This is a genomic window from Fibrobacter sp. UWT3, from assembly GCF_900230125.1.
Lineage (GTDB): Bacteria > Fibrobacterota > Fibrobacteria > Fibrobacterales > Fibrobacteraceae > Fibrobacter.
The window spans coordinates 931,739-950,000 of record NZ_OCSS01000003.1; the positions used below are offsets into that span (position 1 = coordinate 931,739).

The 18,262-nt window shown below is 53.5% G+C and carries 19 protein-coding genes (1 of these 19 only partly in view); 2 read left to right on the plus strand and 17 right to left on the minus strand.

What is annotated here, in order from left to right:
- Window positions 1-79: 79 nt before the first annotated feature.
- The 7 genes from CRO08_RS15445 to CRO08_RS15475 form a co-directional block, all read right to left on the minus strand.
- Window positions 80-928, minus strand: a complete 849-nt coding sequence (locus CRO08_RS15445; protein ID WP_176495066.1) for an IS3 family transposase — start codon at window positions 926-928, stop codon at window positions 80-82.
- A 17-nt stretch (window positions 929-945) separates the two neighbouring features.
- Window positions 946-1,275, minus strand: coding sequence for a transposase (locus CRO08_RS15450; RefSeq protein ID WP_097034692.1), 330 nt, complete (start codon window positions 1,273-1,275; stop codon window positions 946-948).
- Between the two features lie 240 nt (window positions 1,276-1,515).
- Complete coding sequence (locus CRO08_RS15455) at window positions 1,516-2,664, minus strand: hypothetical protein (protein WP_097036919.1); 1,149 nt, start codon at window positions 2,662-2,664, stop codon at window positions 1,516-1,518.
- 56 nt (window positions 2,665-2,720) lie between these two features.
- Window positions 2,721-3,569 carry an IS3 family transposase gene (locus CRO08_RS15460; RefSeq protein ID WP_176495013.1) on the minus strand — a complete coding sequence of 283 codons (849 nt, stop codon included), beginning with the start codon at window positions 3,567-3,569 and terminating at the stop codon, window positions 2,721-2,723.
- Window positions 3,570-3,586: 17 nt separating this feature from the next.
- Complete coding sequence (locus tag CRO08_RS15465; protein WP_097034692.1) at window positions 3,587-3,916, minus strand: transposase; 330 nt, start codon at window positions 3,914-3,916, stop codon at window positions 3,587-3,589.
- 668 nt (window positions 3,917-4,584) lie between these two features.
- Complete coding sequence (locus CRO08_RS15470) at window positions 4,585-5,433, minus strand: IS3 family transposase (protein WP_176495013.1); 849 nt, start codon at window positions 5,431-5,433, stop codon at window positions 4,585-4,587.
- Window positions 5,434-5,450: 17 nt separating this feature from the next.
- Window positions 5,451-5,780, minus strand: coding sequence for a transposase (locus tag CRO08_RS15475; protein WP_097034692.1), 330 nt, complete (start codon window positions 5,778-5,780; stop codon window positions 5,451-5,453).
- Between the two features lie 246 nt (window positions 5,781-6,026).
- Between CRO08_RS15475 and CRO08_RS15480 the strand changes: the two genes are divergently transcribed.
- On the plus strand, window positions 6,027-6,575 hold the full coding sequence (locus CRO08_RS15480; RefSeq protein WP_141398417.1) for a hypothetical protein: 549 nt from the start codon (window positions 6,027-6,029) through the stop codon (window positions 6,573-6,575).
- Between the two features lie 23 nt (window positions 6,576-6,598).
- Here CRO08_RS15480 and CRO08_RS15485 read toward each other — a convergent pair whose 3' ends face one another.
- Genes CRO08_RS15485 through CRO08_RS15495 form a run of 3 tightly spaced genes read right to left on the minus strand, consistent with a single transcriptional unit; the run spans window position 6,599 to window position 11,152 of the window.
- On the minus strand, window positions 6,599-6,937 hold the full coding sequence (locus CRO08_RS15485; protein WP_097036921.1) for a DUF1232 domain-containing protein: 339 nt from the start codon (window positions 6,935-6,937) through the stop codon (window positions 6,599-6,601).
- A gap of 3 nt (window positions 6,938-6,940) precedes the next feature.
- On the minus strand, window positions 6,941-9,898 hold the full coding sequence (locus CRO08_RS15490; RefSeq protein WP_097036922.1) for a glycoside hydrolase family 44 protein: 2,958 nt from the start codon (window positions 9,896-9,898) through the stop codon (window positions 6,941-6,943).
- A gap of 33 nt (window positions 9,899-9,931) precedes the next feature.
- Complete coding sequence (locus CRO08_RS15495) at window positions 9,932-11,152, minus strand: tRNA-dihydrouridine synthase (RefSeq protein ID WP_097036923.1); 1,221 nt, start codon at window positions 11,150-11,152, stop codon at window positions 9,932-9,934.
- A gap of 127 nt (window positions 11,153-11,279) precedes the next feature.
- On the opposite strand from CRO08_RS15495, the gene CRO08_RS15500 reads away from it, so the two are divergent.
- Window positions 11,280-11,636 (plus strand): HU family DNA-binding protein, encoded by a 357-nt coding sequence (locus tag CRO08_RS15500; protein ID WP_176495176.1) that lies wholly within the window; start codon window positions 11,280-11,282, stop codon window positions 11,634-11,636.
- Window positions 11,637-11,704: 68 nt separating this feature from the next.
- Here CRO08_RS15500 and CRO08_RS15505 read toward each other — a convergent pair whose 3' ends face one another.
- The 7 genes from CRO08_RS15505 to CRO08_RS15535 all read right to left on the minus strand — a co-directional run.
- Entirely contained in the window at window positions 11,705-12,409 is a 705-nt protein-coding gene (locus CRO08_RS15505) for a pseudouridine synthase (protein ID WP_097036924.1), read from the minus strand.
- A complete protein-coding gene (locus tag CRO08_RS15510; protein WP_097036925.1) occupies window positions 12,409-13,485 on the minus strand; it encodes a hypothetical protein in 1,077 nt (358 codons plus the stop codon). Before CRO08_RS15510 ends, CRO08_RS15505 begins: the two co-directional genes overlap by 1 nt.
- A complete protein-coding gene (locus CRO08_RS15515; protein WP_097036926.1) occupies window positions 13,485-14,063 on the minus strand; it encodes a phospholipid-binding protein MlaC in 579 nt (192 codons plus the stop codon). The genes CRO08_RS15510 and CRO08_RS15515 overlap by 1 nt, the downstream gene beginning before the upstream one ends.
- A 9-nt stretch (window positions 14,064-14,072) precedes the next feature.
- Window positions 14,073-15,437: a TolC family protein gene (locus CRO08_RS15520; protein WP_097036927.1), complete on the minus strand. Its 1,365-nt coding sequence runs from the start codon at window positions 15,435-15,437 to the stop codon at window positions 14,073-14,075.
- A gap of 68 nt (window positions 15,438-15,505) precedes the next feature.
- A complete protein-coding gene (locus CRO08_RS15525) occupies window positions 15,506-16,192 on the minus strand; it encodes a transglycosylase SLT domain-containing protein (RefSeq protein ID WP_141398418.1) in 687 nt (228 codons plus the stop codon).
- Window positions 16,182-16,871 carry a hypothetical protein gene (locus CRO08_RS15530; RefSeq protein WP_072812453.1) on the minus strand — a complete coding sequence of 230 codons (690 nt, stop codon included), beginning with the start codon at window positions 16,869-16,871 and terminating at the stop codon, window positions 16,182-16,184. The genes CRO08_RS15525 and CRO08_RS15530 overlap by 11 nt, the downstream gene beginning before the upstream one ends.
- A gap of 3 nt (window positions 16,872-16,874) precedes the next feature.
- Window positions 16,875-18,262: the 3' portion of an alpha-amylase/4-alpha-glucanotransferase domain-containing protein gene (locus CRO08_RS15535; protein ID WP_097036929.1), read on the minus strand. Its footprint extends 466 nt past the window's final position; only the last 1,388 of its 1,854 coding nucleotides appear in the window; its start codon lies beyond the right edge, outside the window; it ends in the stop codon at window positions 16,875-16,877.

Genomic DNA, 18,262 nt, shown 5'->3' on the forward strand with positions numbered 1-18,262 from the left:
GGTTCATGAACAACCATATTCATTACCGGTTAAGTTAAAATATATCCTTTTTTCTTGTTAAGTGGTATACCCTTGTGGTCTAGGCAGCCTGTTTTGACAGCCTATATTCCACCGGTGTCATGTAACCGAGCGAACTATGGAGCCGTTTCCGGTTGTAGAACAGCTCGATGTACCTGAAAACGGCCTCCCGCACGTCTTCGATGTCCTTGAAGTCTCGCCTGTAGGCCATCTCCTTCTTGAAGCTTGCGAAGAAGCTTTCCATGCAGGCGTTGTCGTAGGGGCAGCCCGGGGCGCTCATCGAGGGCGTTATCCCATTCTCCGAGAGCATCGTGCGGTAGCCCATGCTGCTGTACTGCACGCCACGGTCGGAATGGAAGATGAGCCCGTCGTGATGGCCGCGTTGCATGATGGCATTGGACAACGCGCGCTTGACAAGTTCCGTGTCGATGTTCTTGCTTACGGCGTAGCCCACCGCCTCCTTGTTACACAGGTCCAACACCACGGCAAGGTACACCCAGCCAAGCGTAGTCTTGACGTAGGTGATGTCGCCGGCCCAGACGGCGTTCAGGCTGTCGGGATCGAACTTACGCTGCACCAGGTTCTCGCTGTACATGGCGTCGCATTTGCCCTTGCGGTAGGGTTTCCACTTCCTGAGTGTGACTGGATAGAGCCCGTTCTCGCGCATGATGCGGCGCAGTTTCCACACCTTTACCTCGACACCCTTGTCTTGGAGTGCCGCCAGCATCTTCGGGCAACCGTACACGCGGTGGTTTTCTTCGAAGGTGTCGCGGACCTTCTGGACAAGCCGTTCTTCGCGGGCCTTCTTCTCGGCACGTTTTTCCTGCTGGCGCGACCACTGGTAGTAGGAACACTGCGGTATTCCTAGGGCTCTGCACATCTTCCTGACTGAGTATTTCTTGCGGTTCACGTGTATCGCCTCGCATTTCAGTCGTGTGGTCGCATAAAGATGTGCAGGGATTTTTTTAGGATCTCTACCGTCTCCTTCTCGTCCGCAAGCTCCTTTTCACGCTTCTTCAGGAGTTTTTCCAGTTCCCTGTTCTTGGCGGCGAGTTCCTCGACGGACACCTTGCGGATTCGCCGTTCCTCGCGGTAGCTCGGCAGGTTGTGTTCCTTGCGGTACTCGTTTACCCACCGACCGACTGTATTGGGCCCGATTCCGAGTTCCTTGGCTATTTGGTTTGCTGACTTTTCGCCTTTCAGGACCAGCTTGATGACCTGTTCCCTTGTCTCGGAGCTATAGTTGATTTTTGCCATTGTTTTACCTTTTGGGGGTTGCGCAATGAATATAGTAGCTTATGCTACCCTCTTATTAAACTCCTGCATGGTCCAACTTGCAAGTGTACTTGGACTTTTCGGACCCCTCATACAGCACATGGTTTGCACCACCACCCTGTTTTACACAGCGAGCATTCACCAATGCAAAAACCGAAGGGAAAGCGATTCCGCAATATTTACAGTAAAATTTTGGGGACATGGGAAAAACATCCGTTAACATTAGGAAAACTCATTCGCTATAGCATTTAATAATTTTATTAAATTTTTTATGATACCAGAAAAATGACTTTTTTTACTAATTTCATCCAATATTGGATAGATCGCGGTACCATTAGTTTCTAAATCAACTGATTTTAGAACATCTCCATTATGATAGTAAAACTTATCAGACGTCAAAACAAAACATTCCTTACCCATAAAAATAGTGTCATCGTAATACACCAAAATATCATGTGGTGACACACGATTTGAAGATGTAAATTCATACAACCTAGATTTAAACACATCAATATCACACACGCCTCTTATATACAAATCTCTATCTATTTTTTTTCCCAAAAACTGTAATGAATAACATAGAACAACCATTTTTTTCCATTCATTTTCACGAATAGCATCTCGATAAATTCTTGCTCTATAGTTGTCGCTCAAAGTATTTAAATACTTTATTTTTATATCAGCAGACACCTTTTTAACCCAACAACCAAGCGATACTAACCGTATATCGTTCTTAATGGGTCCATTTAAAACCATCTCCCTGATTTTACTCCAGGTGCCAATCTCACGTGTTCCGGGATCTACATATTTTCCCCAAGCAAATAGCATGGAGTCAACATGCAAGTCTTTTTGAAAATTATTTATGTGCTTATTAATTTCACCAATCACTCTTTTCAAACTTTCATTTGCTTCGCCGATAAGACTCTGAGTCAAATTTTCTAATGGCAAAGACGCCCAATTTGACGCAAACTTCAATGCTACTGCACCCAAGATAGCAATCGGAGTAGAAACATGGGGAACTACCGCTTTCAACATGGATTCTGCAATAGAATCATTGACGATGTCAAAACCAGCATTGTTAATCTTTGGTGAATTCCTTGCAATCGTTTCAATATAAGATTCCCATGCCCCCATTTTTTTCAACACGAGATAAATTAAATAATTTGCTGAAATAGCTCTAAAAGTTTCATCTTTCCCATACTTATAACAAGAATCCGCAGATTGTCCTATTTTGGGCTTAGCAACACTACGAACTTCAACAACATCGTACAAATCCTTATAATTAGACAAGCCTTCTAACAAGATTCTGTGATATTCTTGTTTTGGATTTGTAGTTTTTTTAATAGTGGGTTCATGAACAACCATATTCATTACCGGTTAAGTTAAAATATATCCTTTTTTCTTGTTAAGTGGTATACCCTTGTGGTCTAGGCAGCCTGTTTTGACAGCCTATATTCCACCGGTGTCATGTAACCGAGCGAACTATGGAGCCGTTTCCGGTTGTAGAACAGCTCGATGTACCTGAAAACGGCCTCCCGCACGTCTTCGATGTCCTTGAAGTCTCGCCTGTAGGCCATCTCCTTCTTGAAGCTTGCGAAGAAGCTTTCCATGCAGGCGTTGTCGTAGGGGCAGCCCGGGGCGCTCATCGAGGGCGTTATCCCATTCTCCGAGAGCATCGTGCGGTAGCCCATGCTGCTGTACTGCACGCCACGGTCGGAATGGAAGATTAGTCCGTCGTGATGGCCGCGTTGCATGATGGCATTGGACAACGCGCGCTTGACAAGTTCCGTGTCGATGTTCTTGCTCACGGCATAACCCACCGCCTCCTTGTTGCATAGGTCAAGTACCACGGCAAGGTACACCCAGCCAAGCGTAGTCTTGACGTAGGTGATGTCGCCGGCCCAGACGGCGTTCAGACTGTCGGGATCGAACTTCCGCTGCACCAGGTTCTCGCTGTACATGGAGTCACATTTGCCCTTGCGGTAGGGTTTCCATTTCTTGAGCGTGACCGGATAGAGACCGTTCTCGCGCATGATGCGGCGCAGTTTCCACACCTTTACCTCGTCACCCTTGTCATGGAGTGCCGCCTGCATCTTCGGGCAACCGTACACGCGGTGGTTTTCTTCGAAGGTGTCGCGGACCTTCTGGACAAGCCGTTCTTCGCGGGCCTTCTTCTCGGCACGTTTTTCCTGCTGGCGCGACCACTGGTAGTAGGAACACTGCGGTATTCCTAGGGCTCTGCACATCTTCCTGACTGAGTATTTCTTGCGGTTCACGTGTATCGCCTCGCATTTCAGTCGTGTGGTCGCATAAAGATGTGCAGGGATTTTTTTAGGATCTCTACCGTCTCCTTCTCGTCCGCAAGCTCCTTTTCACGCTTCTTCAGGAGTTTTTCCAGTTCCCTGTTCTTGGCGGCGAGTTCCTCGACGGACACCTTGCGGATTCGCCGTTCCTCGCGGTAGCTCGGCAGGTTGTGTTCCTTGCGGTACTCGTTTACCCACCGACCGACTGTATTGGGCCCGATTCCGAGTTCCTTGGCTATTTGGTTTGCTGACTTTTCGCCTTTCAGGACCAGCTTGATGACCTGTTCCCTTGTCTCGGAGCTATAGTTGATTTTTGCCATTGTTTTACCTTTTGGGGGTTGCGCAATGAATATAGTAGCTTATGCTACCCTCTTATTAAACTCCTGCATGGTCCACTCTTGATATTTTTTCAGTTCTTCAGCAAGCTTTTCTTGAGAATAATCGAATTCATTAGCCATTTTGTTGTCTCCTTATCACATTAAGCCAGCAATCAATGCAGTACTTCTGAACAGATTTCGCTAGCAGTTTTGTTAAGTTCGAGAGTTTTTTTTCATAAAGTTCTCGCATTTATCCACAGGTTTTGCCGACAGTCCTTAATATAAAATGAGCGAGCGACAATAGATGTCGTTCACTCTCGGCTGCCAGAACTCCACAAAAAAAGCGTGGAGTTCATGCAACTTACTCATTCAAGGTTCGGCAAAACCATCACGGAATAAACGCAAAAACCCACGCCATTGGGCGCGAGTCAGTGCACTCAGTCTTCCGTGAATACAAAATTTTGCCGATTTTGAATGAAAGCCAAGAGCAAAGCTCAAACTTATGTCAAAAAACGCGATTACCTTATATAAGCCTCTTTTTTCACCAATATAATCTAATTTTTACGTTGGATTTGTAGTTTTTTTAATAGTGGGTTCATGAACAACCATATTCATTACCGGTTAAGTTAAAATATATCCTTTTTTCTTGTTAAGTGGTATACCCTTGTGGTCTAGGCAGCCTGTTTTGACAGCCTATATTCCACCGGTGTCATGTAACCGAGCGAACTATGGAGCCGTTTCCGGTTGTAGAACAGCTCGATGTACCTGAAAACGGCCTCCCGCACGTCTTCGATGTCCTTGAAGTCTCGCCTGTAGGCCATCTCCTTCTTGAAGCTTGCGAAGAAGCTTTCCATGCAGGCGTTGTCGTAGGGGCAGCCCGGGGCGCTCATCGAGGGCGTTATCCCATTCTCCGAGAGCATCGTGCGGTAGCCCATGCTGCTGTACTGCACGCCACGGTCGGAATGGAAGATTAGTCCGTCGTGATGGCCGCGTTGCATGATGGCATTGGACAACGCGCGCTTGACAAGTTCCGTGTCGATGTTCTTGCTCACGGCATAACCCACCGCCTCCTTGTTGCATAGGTCAAGTACCACGGCAAGGTACACCCAGCCAAGCGTAGTCTTGACGTAGGTGATGTCGCCGGCCCAGACGGCGTTCAGACTGTCGGGATCGAACTTCCGCTGCACCAGGTTCTCGCTGTACATGGAGTCACATTTGCCCTTGCGGTAGGGTTTCCATTTCTTGAGCGTGACCGGATAGAGACCGTTCTCGCGCATGATGCGGCGCAGTTTCCACACCTTTACCTCGTCACCCTTGTCATGGAGTGCCGCCTGCATCTTCGGGCAACCGTACACGCGGTGGTTTTCTTCGAAGGTGTCGCGGACCTTCTGGACAAGCCGTTCTTCGCGGGCCTTCTTCTCGGCACGTTTTTCCTGCTGGCGCGACCACTGGTAGTAGGAACACTGCGGTATTCCTAGGGCTCTGCACATCTTCCTGACTGAGTATTTCTTGCGGTTCACGTGTATCGCCTCGCATTTCAGTCGTGTGGTCGCATAAAGATGTGCAGGGATTTTTTTAGGATCTCTACCGTCTCCTTCTCGTCCGCAAGCTCCTTTTCACGCTTCTTCAGGAGTTTTTCCAGTTCCCTGTTCTTGGCGGCGAGTTCCTCGACGGACACCTTGCGGATTCGCCGTTCCTCGCGGTAGCTCGGCAGGTTGTGTTCCTTGCGGTACTCGTTTACCCACCGACCGACTGTATTGGGCCCGATTCCGAGTTCCTTGGCTATTTGGTTTGCTGACTTTTCGCCTTTCAGGACCAGCTTGATGACCTGTTCCCTTGTCTCGGAGCTATAGTTGATTTTTGCCATTGTTTTACCTTTTGGGGGTTGCGCAATGAATATAGTAGCTTATGCTACCCTCTTATTAAACTCCTGCATGGTCCACGTAAAGGAACTAACAAAAACAAAAAAAATGGCCCGAAAGCCTCTTTTTTGCTTTTTTCCCTACTCGTCGCCATCAAAGCAGCACTCCACTCCGAGCTCTTGTGCGCGCGCACAGAATAAAATAGATTAAGAAACACACTACAAGCGCTCTCGCGAGTCAAGGAGTCACGCATGTCCTGGAACATATCTGTATATGCCGAACAACATATTAATGGAGCATGGAATTACATCATGCCGCTACACGATAACTTCAAATGGTTAATTGACTATGATTATTTTGAAAATCTGCAAGACCTTCCTGCCAATGAATTCAACAACGTGTCTAACGAACTAAAAGCAGCATATAGTGAATCGGATTCCGACGATTTATTCGCCTTTTGTTCAGTCAAAAAGACAACTCCCGCCAAAATGTATTCCTATGCAAGTTCCCTTATAGAAAAAAGTACAGCCATCAAAAAGACAATTTGGGCCGCACTAGGGCTTCCAGAATACACCGATGACGAATACGAAGACGTTCTCGATGACAAGTACGACTCCAATGGCAACATAGACCCAAACTGGAATCCATTGACACATCCCGTCGCAAAAGAACTCTTCTCAAAATTGCAGGAAGCAGACTTTGGCACACTCAAAGGGTACAGAATTCTCGGCATGCTCGACACTTTGGAGGCAAATAGCGACTTTGGCGCCAACATTCGCCTTATCTTAGTAAGGGGATAAAACCCACTTTTGGAAAAGATTTCTTACTTCGCAATCAGCGCCACAATCGCGGCAATGAGCCCGCCGAGCAACAGCGCGGCGATCACGACGGCGATGACCATGAACCACTTGGCGTATTTCAGGATTTTCACCATGGCGGAATTCTGGTCCTTCGTGAACTGCTGCACGGCATTCATCGTCGCAGTCACAAGGAAGCCGACATCATCGAGCCAGCCCACCACGGGAACGGCATCGGGCACCAAGTCGATGGGTGACGCAGTGTACAAGAGCGACATGATAACGAAGAATACGGCGAGCCCCTTCTGCATGGGCGAGGCGCCGTTCAATTCCTTCACATCGTGTACTTCGGGTTCTTTATCCATATCTTACCTCAGTCTCCTCAGTCCGCGCGGCATCGGGATTTCCTCGCCGTCTTCGCCAAGCAGGTAGATGTTGTCAAGGCTGATGTAGCCCATGCCGCTATGGCGTGCGCGGAAGGCGAAGTTCTTGATCTTTTTCGGGTCGAGTTGCGGGATAGTCTTGCCCCAGCCTTCCTGTTTCATGTTCTCCCAGATGAGCGTGTCGCGCACCCAAGAACCGCGGGTGTTCTTGAAGCGGACCATGAACTCGTCGTAGTCTTCCACCTGGCTGCTCGCAATCTGCACTTCGAAGTAGCCGTCGGGATTGTTGTGGTTCGTCGCATAGTCAAACACGATACCCACGGAATTGTGGACTTCTTCGGGTATTACGTAGTAGGCACCCGCGAAGTTCGGCCAGCTCTGTGCAGGCGGCTGCTCAATCTGGAAATCATGGCGGATAAAGCCTCCGTGCGGGGGCGCTCCGTTGAACACCTTCGCGCCAATGGTTGTCGAGTTGTCACCGTTCGCGACCGGGTACCAGTCAACCGCGTCGAGCCCGTTGTCAAAGTTCTGCATGACCATCGTCGTGCGGTAGGCGCCACGCACGCGGAACGGGATATCGAGTACGGCAACCTTCCCGCCAAGCCCCCGTACAGCAACGCGGAGTTCCCGCGGGGCGGAATACATTTCGGGCGGAATCGGGATTTTCACGTTGAAGCTCTCGATGGACGCATTCCACTTGCCGTCATCGGGAACGGCGGCTACCTCGATCATGCCGCGCTTGCCCCAGTTACCCACGCTCACGGAGCCATTCGTGAGCTGGCCGTTTTCCTGCACCGCCGTCACGAACAAGTCTATCGTATCGCCTGCAAGGAGTACCTTCTTCTCGAGGGAAGCAGCGATGATTTGCGGGGTCGCCGCATCCTCCTTCGTCGCCTTGTCAAGCCCGACGACCTTCGGGTTGATGCGCACCACGGCAAGCCCGAACGCGGGAATCGTGATGTCCTTCGACTTGCTCGGGTTTATACGGCGCCCACTCGGGCCCATTTTCGGGTACGGGAAGGCATCCTGCCTAGTCCCTACCCACTTGAACTGCTCGGCGCCAAAGATATCCACCTCGGTACGCACCAGATCGCCCTTGCCCACTTCGGTACTCCCGGTAGCGGCAACGCTTGCGCGGTCCACCTGCACCACCTGCGGGACTTCGGACAAGTTCACAAGCATCACACGCACGGAATCGCCCTTGCCAATCGCATACGCCTCCACATCGGGGCTCGTGCTCGAAACGGGCAGTACGGCAAAACCGTCTTCCAGGAACTGCTTGTACGTCATGTACAGCCCGTAATATTCCGCCGTCGGTTCCAAGGACTTCCAGTAATTCCAGGAACCTTCCTTCAACAACGCCGTCATGCTGATGGTACCCCAGGTATCGTCCGGGCCCTTGAACAGGTTGCCGAACGCATCCCACGGGAGCACCTGCAGGCGGTTACCAAAGCGCATCGCGTGCTGGGCAAAGATGCTCGCCACCGCGGTCGCCTGCGGGTAATCCATGAGCAGGCTGAATCCCTGCACGCACGTGCTGAATTCCGAGAGGAACACGCGGCGTTCACCTTCGAGGTGGCGTTTCATCCACACATCAAGAGTATCCATGTTCGGGCCCACGTCAAGCATCGCCTTGAGCATCTCGGCAGGCTTCGGCTCGTTGGGCGTCCAGTACGGATAATTATGCAAGTCCACCACGTCGAGGTAGCGCTTGCCATCCTTCTTTTCGGCCTCGCCCACAATGCGCAGGAATTCTTCCATCCAGTACTTGCCATCGAGCAGGCCTGCGCCCTTCTGCTGCATCTTGTGCGTGCTGAACAGCGGACCATGCAAGACAATCGTAGAATCCACGGCCTTCATCGCGCGGGCGTATTCCAGGTAACGCGCGGCGTAGTGCCTTGCCGAAATCGGGCCCGATTCTTCCCACTCGCCGTCAAGTTCGTTACCGATTTGCCACTGCTTGATGTTATAGCCTTTTACTTTGTTTGCATAGCGCACCCACGCGGCGGCTTCCTTCGAGGTTCCCGTGCCCGCGTTCACGCAAATCACGGCCTGCGCGTTCGGGAGCGTCTTGATGTATTCCATAAACGCTTCGAAATCCCACTTGATGTCGGTCCAGTCCGTGCGTGCCTTGTCGCCATTGCGCGTAGACATCGCGTAGAACTTGTAGTTGTTGCCCTCGAGCAAGTCACTCTCGCCGCTGAACAGCTTCATCTCGCGAATCTGCACGCCCTTGCTCGGCAGGTCGGGAGTCTTGAAGCGTATCGCCACGTAGCGGGTGCGGAGCTGCTTGAACTTGTACTTGGTGGTCTCAGAATTCACGCGTACCACGGATTCCGTCTTCAGCTTGTTTTCAAGCGCCTGGTGCACGCCCGGATATTCGGCATAATCCGTAGTCCAGTACGCAAACTCGAACGCCTTCGGGCGCAGTTCACCCCAGTCAATCTGCAACGAATCGAGATTCATCTTCTCGGGGAATTCCACCACTATCCACGGCGGGTCCACCGGGTCGAGGATTTCGCCCCACCACATCGTTTCCTTCTTGCCGTCGGCAAGGTGGCTCCTGCGAACAAAGCCGTAGTTGTCCTTCGTTGTGCCGCGGTAAATCGTCTCGCCCAAGAATCCGCGAGCCCACTTCGTAGTATCCGCGGTCCAGAGCCCGGTGCTATCGTAGCTGCCGATTCCGTTCCAGTGATAATCGTTCGAAAGGCTTCCGTTCGGGAAGCGGAACAGCGTGTAGCCGCCGTCCACAAGCGCACTGGTCATATCGTAGTAACGGCTGGGCGGGTTCCAAATCGCAAGGTCCGCCGCCATCATGTTCTGCTTGTCGATAACGACGCCCGGATGCAGGTCATCGACAATCACCGCGTTCTGGGCGGCAAGGGCAGTTCCAACACCAGCGAGTACAGAAAGCGCACCCGCGAACAAAGGGGAAATATTCATAGAAACCTCACCTTGTAAATATAATATAGGCGACTAACGGCCCTTGAACTGGTCGCCGAACTTGAGTTCAGTTTCCTTGGCGCCGTTCAGGTTCACAAGGCGGCCGGGGTCAAACACCAGGTCCTTTGCCAAGCCTTCCTTGAGCGAATCGGCACGGTCCAGCAGTTCGGCAGAGCAACTGCTCGAAAGGAGCGCCTGTCGCACCTGCATCGCGACATCCTCCGCGCCGTTCAGCACCTGGATCCTATCGCCTTCGGCTCCAGGATGACATTCCGGCGAGGCAGCCCCATCTTCATTTAAACAGAATCCTTTGCAAAGCCTTGCCGCAAGCTGCTTGAGCCTGCCTTCGGCACCCTTGTCGGTACTGCCGTCCTTGATCTTGAAACCGTAGTAAAGCCTGAATACGTCGAGCGCCTCGCCCGCGGTTATCACGCGCTTCGGCTTGCCTTCCCAGGCATCCGCAATCTGCCCGAAAATCCACGGGTTGTGCATGGCGCCGCGCCCGATGGCCACGCCGGACACACCATAGTTCTCGATCCGCTCGCGGGCAACTTCCACGCTGTTCACGTCGCCGTTCCCGATTACGGGAATCTTCGCGGCAGCGGCGACCTTCCCTATCCAGTCCCAATCGGCGAGGCCGTTATAGCCCTGCAGGCGGGTGCGGCCGTGCACCGTAAGCATTTCAACGCCCTCGCCCTCGGCAATCGCAAGCGTCTCCAGCACGTTGATGCTCTCAGAGTCCCAGCCGATACGGCACTTGAGCGTAAGAGGCATATCCACCCCGCAGCCGTCCAGCGCGGCACGCACGTCGTGCAGTATCTCCTGCAGGCGGGGCAAATCCCGCAACAGACCCGAGCCGCTGCCCTTGCCCGCCACCTTCGGCGCCGGACACCCCGCATTCACCTCGATATAGTCGGGCTTGAGCGCCACCGCAATCTTCCGGGCTGCATCCGCCATCTTGTCGGGGAAGCGCCCGAAAATCTGCACCCCGAAAGGCCTCTCCTCCGGGAAAAACCGGAGCTGCTTGTGGCCTTCCAGGTTGAACACCGCATCGCCGTCCGTGGGCACGAACTCCGACACCAGAAGCCCCATGCGGTCACCCGAAAGCACGCGGCAGAGCCTGCGGAAGGGCGCGTCCGTTACCCCGTCCATCGGGGATAGAATCGTGTTCGGGAACACCTCCAGCCCCCGCAGACGGAACGTTGTCCGTGGCGGCTTTTCGGCGTTTTTCAAACTTTCAACATTTTTCAACATATTAACAACAATTATCCACACATTGTCCGCAACGAGAGCCCCAAAAAAATATTTAATTTTCGGTTAGGCCTTCCGCTAACTCTTTGTTAAACTTATATTTAAGGCATCAACTAATCTATCAACCAAGATTCTAGTCGTGTCCAACATAACAAAACAATCCCTGATTCAAGATATCGCCAAGTCCACCGGATTTGTGCGTAACGACATCAAGACTGTCATTGAGCAGTTCCTCGACCTCCTCGGAGAAAAGCTCATCGAAGGTAACACCATCGAAATCCGCGGATTCGGCACGTTCGCTTGCAAGCCGCGCAAGGCCCGCCCCGCACGCAACCCGCGCACCGGCGAGACCGTCCAGATCGAAGAACGCATGGTCCCCACCTTCAAGTTCAGCAACGACATCAAGAACAAGATAAACAGCCTCGAGGGCGTTGTCGGCGAAACCGTCGAAGAGCCCGAAGAAGATACTGTCCAATCCGAGATTTAACCCGAGCCGGCTTCCGCAGAGCCCGCACGGATATGCAAAAACCGACGCATTGCGCCGGTTTTATTTTTTTACATCAGCGAGGCTATTTCGGCCTCTGTCAGGAACCGCCAGCCCCCCTCTCCAAGACTCTCATCCAGCACAAGCGGACCGATGGAAATGCGTTCCAGCGTCTCCACGTGGTTCCCTACGGCAGCAAACATACGGCGGACCTGGTGGTAGAGTCCCTCGCCTATGGTAATCACCACCGAGCCTTCCTCGCGCACAATCTCGCGGGCCAGTACGGGCCTCCGCTCGTCCTTGAGCATCACACCCGCAAGGAGTTCCTTCTCCTGCGCTTCGGTGAACTCGCGGGCCAACGTCACACGGTAGCGCTTGAGGCACCCCTTCTTGGGGCTTTCCACCCTGTGGATAAAGTCACCCTGGTTCGAGAACAGGATGATTCCCGAAGAATCCGCATCCAGGCGGCCCGCCGACTGTATGCCCATCGCCGAAAAGCGGTCGGGCAACAGTTCGTACACCGACCTGTGGTCACGCGGGTGATGGCTGCACTCGAAATCCACCGGCTTGTGGAGCATTACGTACAACTTCTCGACGGTCGGAACCTCTTCCCCGTTCACCGTGATGTTTTCGGGGCGCTCCTTGAGTTCCATAAACGGGTCGTCAAGCACGTTGCCATCCAGTTCGACAAGCCCCATACGCACAAGCGCGCGGGCTTCCTTGCGGGAACCAAAACCGATACTTGCCAACAGGCGGTCCAGGGTCAAAGCGGGCATCAATCCTCCACGAAAAAGGCGCGAATCTTCTGGCGGACAAACCCGAGCTCCGGCAGTTCGCCGGTCTTGAGCACGCGGGCACGGCGACGCCAGAAAATCAGGAACACGATACCCGCAAGCAGCGCCAATTCAAGCAGGTAGAACAATACGCGGCACAGGTTCGTGCGGGCAAGGATATTCCCCTGCACCCGCAAATCCTTCTCGTTGCACCAGTCCATGCGCAAGTCCCAATCCTTAAGGAACGGGAAGCCCTTGATAACGCCGTTGAGTGCCGCACCGTAGCCCATGGTCTTGTAGTCGGCACGGATGCCTTCCACAAAGCAGTTCTCGAACTTCACATTGAACAGGCGGACAAGGTCCACCAGAAGGCGCTTCACGTAACGGAAGCCGCGCTCGTCCAAATCCGGAGTGAGCACGAGCGTCCAGAATTCAAAATCCGTAAGGTCGCGTTTTTCGGGCTTCTTGTTACCGGCAGGCTGCGCGGATTCTGCAGACGCAGCAGGCGTTTCGACCTTCGCAGGCTGTTTAACTTCCGCAGGCTGCGCGTCGTCCGCTTTCGGCGAAGTTTCAACCGGCGCAGCATCCTTTGCAGTTTCAACCGGTGCAGTTTTCTCCTGCACAGCCTCCTTTGCCGTTTCAACCGGCGCAGTTTTTTCCTGCGCATCGGCCTTCACTTCGATTGGCGATGAGGTCCCTGAGCCGGTTAGTGAGCCTGCCGAACTAGCCGAAGGGGCAGCCTTCTTCTCCACAGGCTTTGCAGGGGCCGTCGCGACAAACTCCGGCACGGCGCTGTCTTCGTCATGCGATTCACTCGAAGAATCTTCGCGCGACTTATCCGTGGAATCGTCATGCGACTTGCCCGCAAATTCATCGTCGTCCAGCGACTCATCCGAGCCGTGGCTCTTCCCCTTGCGGAACTTTTCCCATGTGTAAAAATTCTTCTTGTATATGTAGAACTTCGCCCCGCCGCCATTCTCGTCCGCACCGAAGTCAATCCGGAAGCGAATCGGGAAAAACAGCACCACCAGCGCGACAGCGCAGGCGAAAATCAGCAAGCCAAGAAGAACACTGCCCATTACTTTTCGGCTTCGTCAGCCTTCTTGCTGATAATGTCGATGAGTTCGGCAAAACTCTTGTTCTTCAAGATCTGGCCGAACTGTTCCTTGTAGTTGCGAGCGGTCGAAAGGTCGTCGATTACCAGGTCCCATGCCTTCCAGTTGCCGTTCACGAGGCTCATCTTGTACTCGAGCACGGATTCCTTGCCCTTGTTCCACAGGTGCGCCACCACGCGGGCCTCGTCGCTGCCCTTCATCTTCGCGGGTTCGTAAATCGTGGAATCGGCGCGGTAGAGTTCAAGCCTCTTCGCGCTGGAATTGCGGACCATACGCTGGAATTCCGCGACAAACTTTTCCTGCGAGGCGGCATCCTGCTTTTCCCAGTCACCCTTCGCAAGCGACTTCTTCGCCAGGAGCGCAAAATCGAACGAGTCGTTCAGCAGCGACTTCACGCGTTCAATCTCCTTCGTGTTGCGGCTCGACTTCTTGAGCAAGGTCTGCAGTTCCGCATCCTTCTTCTTCACGGCAGCAACGGGGTCTTCGGCTGCAAACGCCATTACGGCAAACACCGTAAGCAGGGCAAACATCTTCCTAATCATACACTTCTCCTATTTGTTAAATTCCCCGCGGAATTCCCTGAGCGACATGCCCATGCGGGAAATCAGTTCCGCGAATTCCACGTTATACTTGCACACGGCAAAGTAATAGTCCTTCTGCATCGTCACGTTCTGCGTGTATGCATTCACCAGGTCGCCTGTCTTGGACTTGTCCAGGTCGTACTGCATTGCAGCACCCTTCAATATGGCTTCCGATGCACGCAGGCTCTCCTTGAGCGCGTCCATTTTCTCCTTGGCGGCTTCCACCTGGTAATACTGTTCCACCGCCTGCGCCACGAGGCCCGAGGCGGCATAGTTCTCCTTGAGCTGAAGCCCGCGGTATTCCGTACGTGCGGCACGGAAATCCGACCAGCTCTTCCAGAAGTTCAGGCGGTAACGCAGCCCCACCCCGATAAGGCCCGAAAGTTTATTCACTGCATCTTCGGCAAAGGCGTCCTTCACCATCACCTTGCGGTTACCGGCCCAGCTCTTCACGTACTCGATTTCGCCCATGATAAAGAACTCGGGCGCAAGTTTTGCCTCGGCAAGGTCCATCTGGAGCTTGCGGGCATCGAGCCCTGCGGCAAGCTGCTTGAGTTCCGGGTGGTAGCGCATGGTAAACTGTTCTACCTCTTCCAGGCTCGGCAAGCGTTCAGGGCGCTCCGTGAGGCAGGTATCCTCGGCGGTAAACACGTCATCTTCATTAAGCCCGAGCGAGAACCTTATGGCAAGCTGCACCCGCTTCATGCCCAGGTTCGCCTCGGTGACGCCTTCCTTCACCGTATGGAGTTTCGCCTTCAGATTAAGCAAGTCCATCTGCGAAACGTTCGGGTCATCGTCGTCGAGCGCCTCCTCGAGCTTTTCGTAGGCCTCGTCCACACGCTTCTGCGCATCGTTTGCAAGTTTCTGCATTTCACGGGCGAGCAGGTAGTTGTAGTAGTACGACTGCAGCTCCACATCCTTCTTGTGGATTTCCTGCTCAATGGCGAACGTTTTCTGCTTTAAGTCGGCCTCCAGGGCCTTCTTGCCCGTACGGTACTGTCCAAAGTTGAGCGGCTGGATGAACTTGCCCTCGACACCCCAGAACGGGCCCATCTTGGAAAAGTCGTACACATCCACCGTATCGCCCCAGTTATCCACGGATTCCTTCAAACCGGGGGCAGGGCCCACCATCATCGCGATATTGAGCGTCGGGAGGATTACCTCCGAGGTCAGCGCGTCAAGGCTGTTTTTCTTTGCCTCGGTCGCGAACTTGGCCTCCACAAGGCGTGGGTCCTTCGCAAGCCCCTCTTCCACAAAATGCAGGCAGTCGTACCGGATTTCTCCGGCCAGGGCGAGCCCCGCAAAAACGAGTGGAAAAAGAAGCCTAAAATTCATCAACCTAAATTTACTAAAATGCAGGCACACTTTCTGCCCCCACCCGACGAAACTAAAAAAATATCGGATTAAAGGAACGACTTGTTCGCGAGGTTCCTGTACTTCGCGAGCACCTTCTCGTAATAGCCCGTAGGCAGCGGCTGGCCCTGTTCTAGCATCCTGTCGACAGCGGAATGCCCGATGTTGTAGGCGATAAGCGCCTCCTTCCAGTTGCCGTACTTGCCTATGAGGCGGATCAGGTAGGCCGTACCCACGGTCACGTTCACCTCGGGCTTCAGCAGGTCTTCCGTAGATTCAATGCGCATCCCGAAGCGGGCAGCCATCTTCTGCGCCGTCTCGAGCTTAATCTGCATGAGCCCCAACGCACCGGAAAACGCTCCCGACTGCAAGCGACCGCGGGCATTCGGGTTCCCGTGGCTCTCTTGCGCCACCACCGCCAAAATCATGAGCGGGTCAGTCGTATAGGAATGCGAAATCTGCCAAATCTGTTCCGTAAGTTCCCGGCGGGTATCCTCGGTAAGGCGGCCTTTCGAAAGGTAGGCAAGTGCCTTGTCTATCTTCACGTACTCCATGGTCCAGCGGCCCCAGGTATCGAGCCTCTGCAAGTCGCTACGCAGGCTCATCTCCTGCTTGCCCAGTTCCGCCATGTGGCGCTGCCTCACAAGCCAGATGTCGGCAAACACGAGTATCGTCAGGAAGGCGACCGCGAACAGCGCGATCACGAGCGGGCCGGGAATCCGCACGTTACTTTTCACGGCGGCTATTCTCCAGGAATTCGAGATACGACACCCAGTCCTGAATTACACCGAACGACGTAAGCATCGTGGTGTCTTCAATAACGCCCAGCTTACGGAGCGGACCAATGGAGGTTTCCAAGCGCTCGATTTCGTGCACGTAGCGGTCTTTCTGGCTCTGCAACGCTACAATCTGGGCCTGCTTATCGGCAATGTCGCGCCCCTGCGCAGCGATTATCAAGAACAAAGTAATTGCCCAGCCGACAATCAATAGCGAAAGCGCGATAGCCACACTCGGGCTCAATCGTATGCCCGTCTTGGAACCGTAATGCACGCCAATCTGCAGCAACTGCTTAGAAAGTCCGGAATCCTTGTAGGCCTCGCGGCTCTCGTATATCTCAAAGATATTCCTGTACTTCGCGAAGTAGGCTTCCTGTTCCTCGTTCTTGAAAATGAGAATCAGCTTGGAATCCTTCGCCTGCAACTTGTTCAAAAGTTCCAGGAACAAGTCAAGGTAGTCGCCCACCTTGAAATGCGCGTGCTCCAGGTTCACAAAGATAAAGCAACCGGGGCCATCGGCAAGCATTTCAATCTTCTCGCGCACGGCGGCAAGCTGGTACGACCCGAGCGAACCGGAGAGCGTAATCTCCACATCGTCGCCGTGGTCTTCGACCTGTATGTCAATCAAGTCCGCGCGCACGTGTTACCCCTTCGATACCGAAACAGTAATCTTGAAGTTCATCTCGTCGGCAACAGAAAGTGCCGTACGCCAGAACGGGTACACCCTCACGCCCTGGAACAACTCGGGCGCAGCCGAAGAAGATGCACCGAAAATTGCCCCGATAAATACCGCAGCAGGCTTTACAAAAGACATCGTGACGGTACACTTCGTGCCATAATCGTGTATTTCCAGCTTATTGGCTTCCGGATAAACTAACGGGTTCTTGCCGTCCCACTTCATGTCGAAACCGTCCACCACAATGCGGCCGCCGGCCTCGCCCATCAGGCCGAACTCGAATATGGAACCGAAGAAGCAACGGGAATCCATGTAGGTGGAATTGCCCAGCTGGTAATTCGCGACAATCTCGGAGGTAGACGGGTTCAGCGTGAACGTCTTGTCCACATGGAACACGCCGCGTTTTGCCCCCACGGCAAAACCCTGCTCTTCCAGGAGTTCAATCTCCGCTCCAGAATCGAGGCGTTTAATACGGTACTCGTACGGGTCGCGCAAAAGGTACTCACGCATCGAGAGCGCCTGCTCTATCTGCTGCGCGGTCATGTCCGCATTCGGCAAGAGGCAATCCAAAAAGCCGAAGGTCGGTTCCGCATCGTCGCGCCAAGCGTTCAGCAGGTTCACCGCGGAATCCTTGTGGTAAAGGGAACGCAGCACGCCACCCGCATGGTAATCGAGCAACAGCGACATGTCCGGGTTTTCGACCCATATCTGCTTGCGGCCCTGCAGCAGGTAGTCGCAAACCTCTATGCGGAGCCCGTTGAATTTCATCAGAGAATCGAGCGTGCTGGACGCAGACACCAGGTAGCGGAAACCCCACTCGCGCACCTTCAGGCTACGCATGCCCTCTTCGTTCGCGAGGTCGCGGAAGAACATCGGGGACATCGCCGGCAAGAGCGCGTCACAGAATTCCGTGAAGTCCTTGCCCGCAAGCTTGTCGCGTCCGCGGCGGTACAGGTTCAGGAGGGATTTCTGGAACAAATTAATCTCCGGCCTGCGCACAAGAGTCTCGCGGCATGTCATCGCGGAGGAAGGCAGCCCGAGCTTACGGCCTGCCGACATCAGGTAACTGAGCGAACCTTCCGGCGGGAGCTGGTTCACCAGGTAACCCACAGGCCAGGTCTGCACGTCATTTGTCTCTACAAAGTCAACAAGACGCTCGAAGAACGCCACAATCTCGCTTGCCTGCGCGGGTAAATCGAGCACCACCACCGCGGACTTTCCGCCATGGCAGTACGATTCCGCAACCACCCTCCACCTCAGGTCGTCCTTCTCGATGGCTTCCGTCAGGCTATCTGCCACAGGTACAACGCGCATGAGCGTTCCGCGGTCTTCGACCGTAAACCAGCCCGATACAG

Bases quoted from the DNA above. Each gene is read 5' to 3' on its own strand.
- CRO08_RS15450 (WP_097034692.1), bottom strand. From the start codon at position 1,275: ATGGCAAAAATCAACTATAGCTCCGAGACAAGGGAACAGGTCATCAAG.
- CRO08_RS15455 (WP_097036919.1), bottom strand. From the start codon at position 2,664: ATGAATATGGTTGTTCATGAACCCACTATTAAAAAAACTACAAATCCA.
- CRO08_RS15465 (WP_097034692.1), bottom strand. From the start codon at position 3,916: ATGGCAAAAATCAACTATAGCTCCGAGACAAGGGAACAGGTCATCAAG.
- CRO08_RS15475 (WP_097034692.1), bottom strand. From the start codon at position 5,780: ATGGCAAAAATCAACTATAGCTCCGAGACAAGGGAACAGGTCATCAAG.
- CRO08_RS15480 (WP_141398417.1), top strand. From the start codon at position 6,027: ATGTCCTGGAACATATCTGTATATGCCGAACAACATATTAATGGAGCA.
- CRO08_RS15485 (WP_097036921.1), bottom strand. From the start codon at position 6,937: ATGGATAAAGAACCCGAAGTACACGATGTGAAGGAATTGAACGGCGCC.
- CRO08_RS15490 (WP_097036922.1), bottom strand. From the start codon at position 9,898: ATGAATATTTCCCCTTTGTTCGCGGGTGCGCTTTCTGTACTCGCTGGT.
- CRO08_RS15495 (WP_097036923.1), bottom strand. From the start codon at position 11,152: ATGTTGAAAAATGTTGAAAGTTTGAAAAACGCCGAAAAGCCGCCACGG.
- CRO08_RS15505 (WP_097036924.1), bottom strand. From the start codon at position 12,409: ATGCCCGCTTTGACCCTGGACCGCCTGTTGGCAAGTATCGGTTTTGGT.
- CRO08_RS15510 (WP_097036925.1), bottom strand. From the start codon at position 13,485: ATGGGCAGTGTTCTTCTTGGCTTGCTGATTTTCGCCTGCGCTGTCGCG.
- CRO08_RS15515 (WP_097036926.1), bottom strand. From the start codon at position 14,063: ATGATTAGGAAGATGTTTGCCCTGCTTACGGTGTTTGCCGTAATGGCG.
- CRO08_RS15520 (WP_097036927.1), bottom strand. From the start codon at position 15,437: ATGAATTTTAGGCTTCTTTTTCCACTCGTTTTTGCGGGGCTCGCCCTG.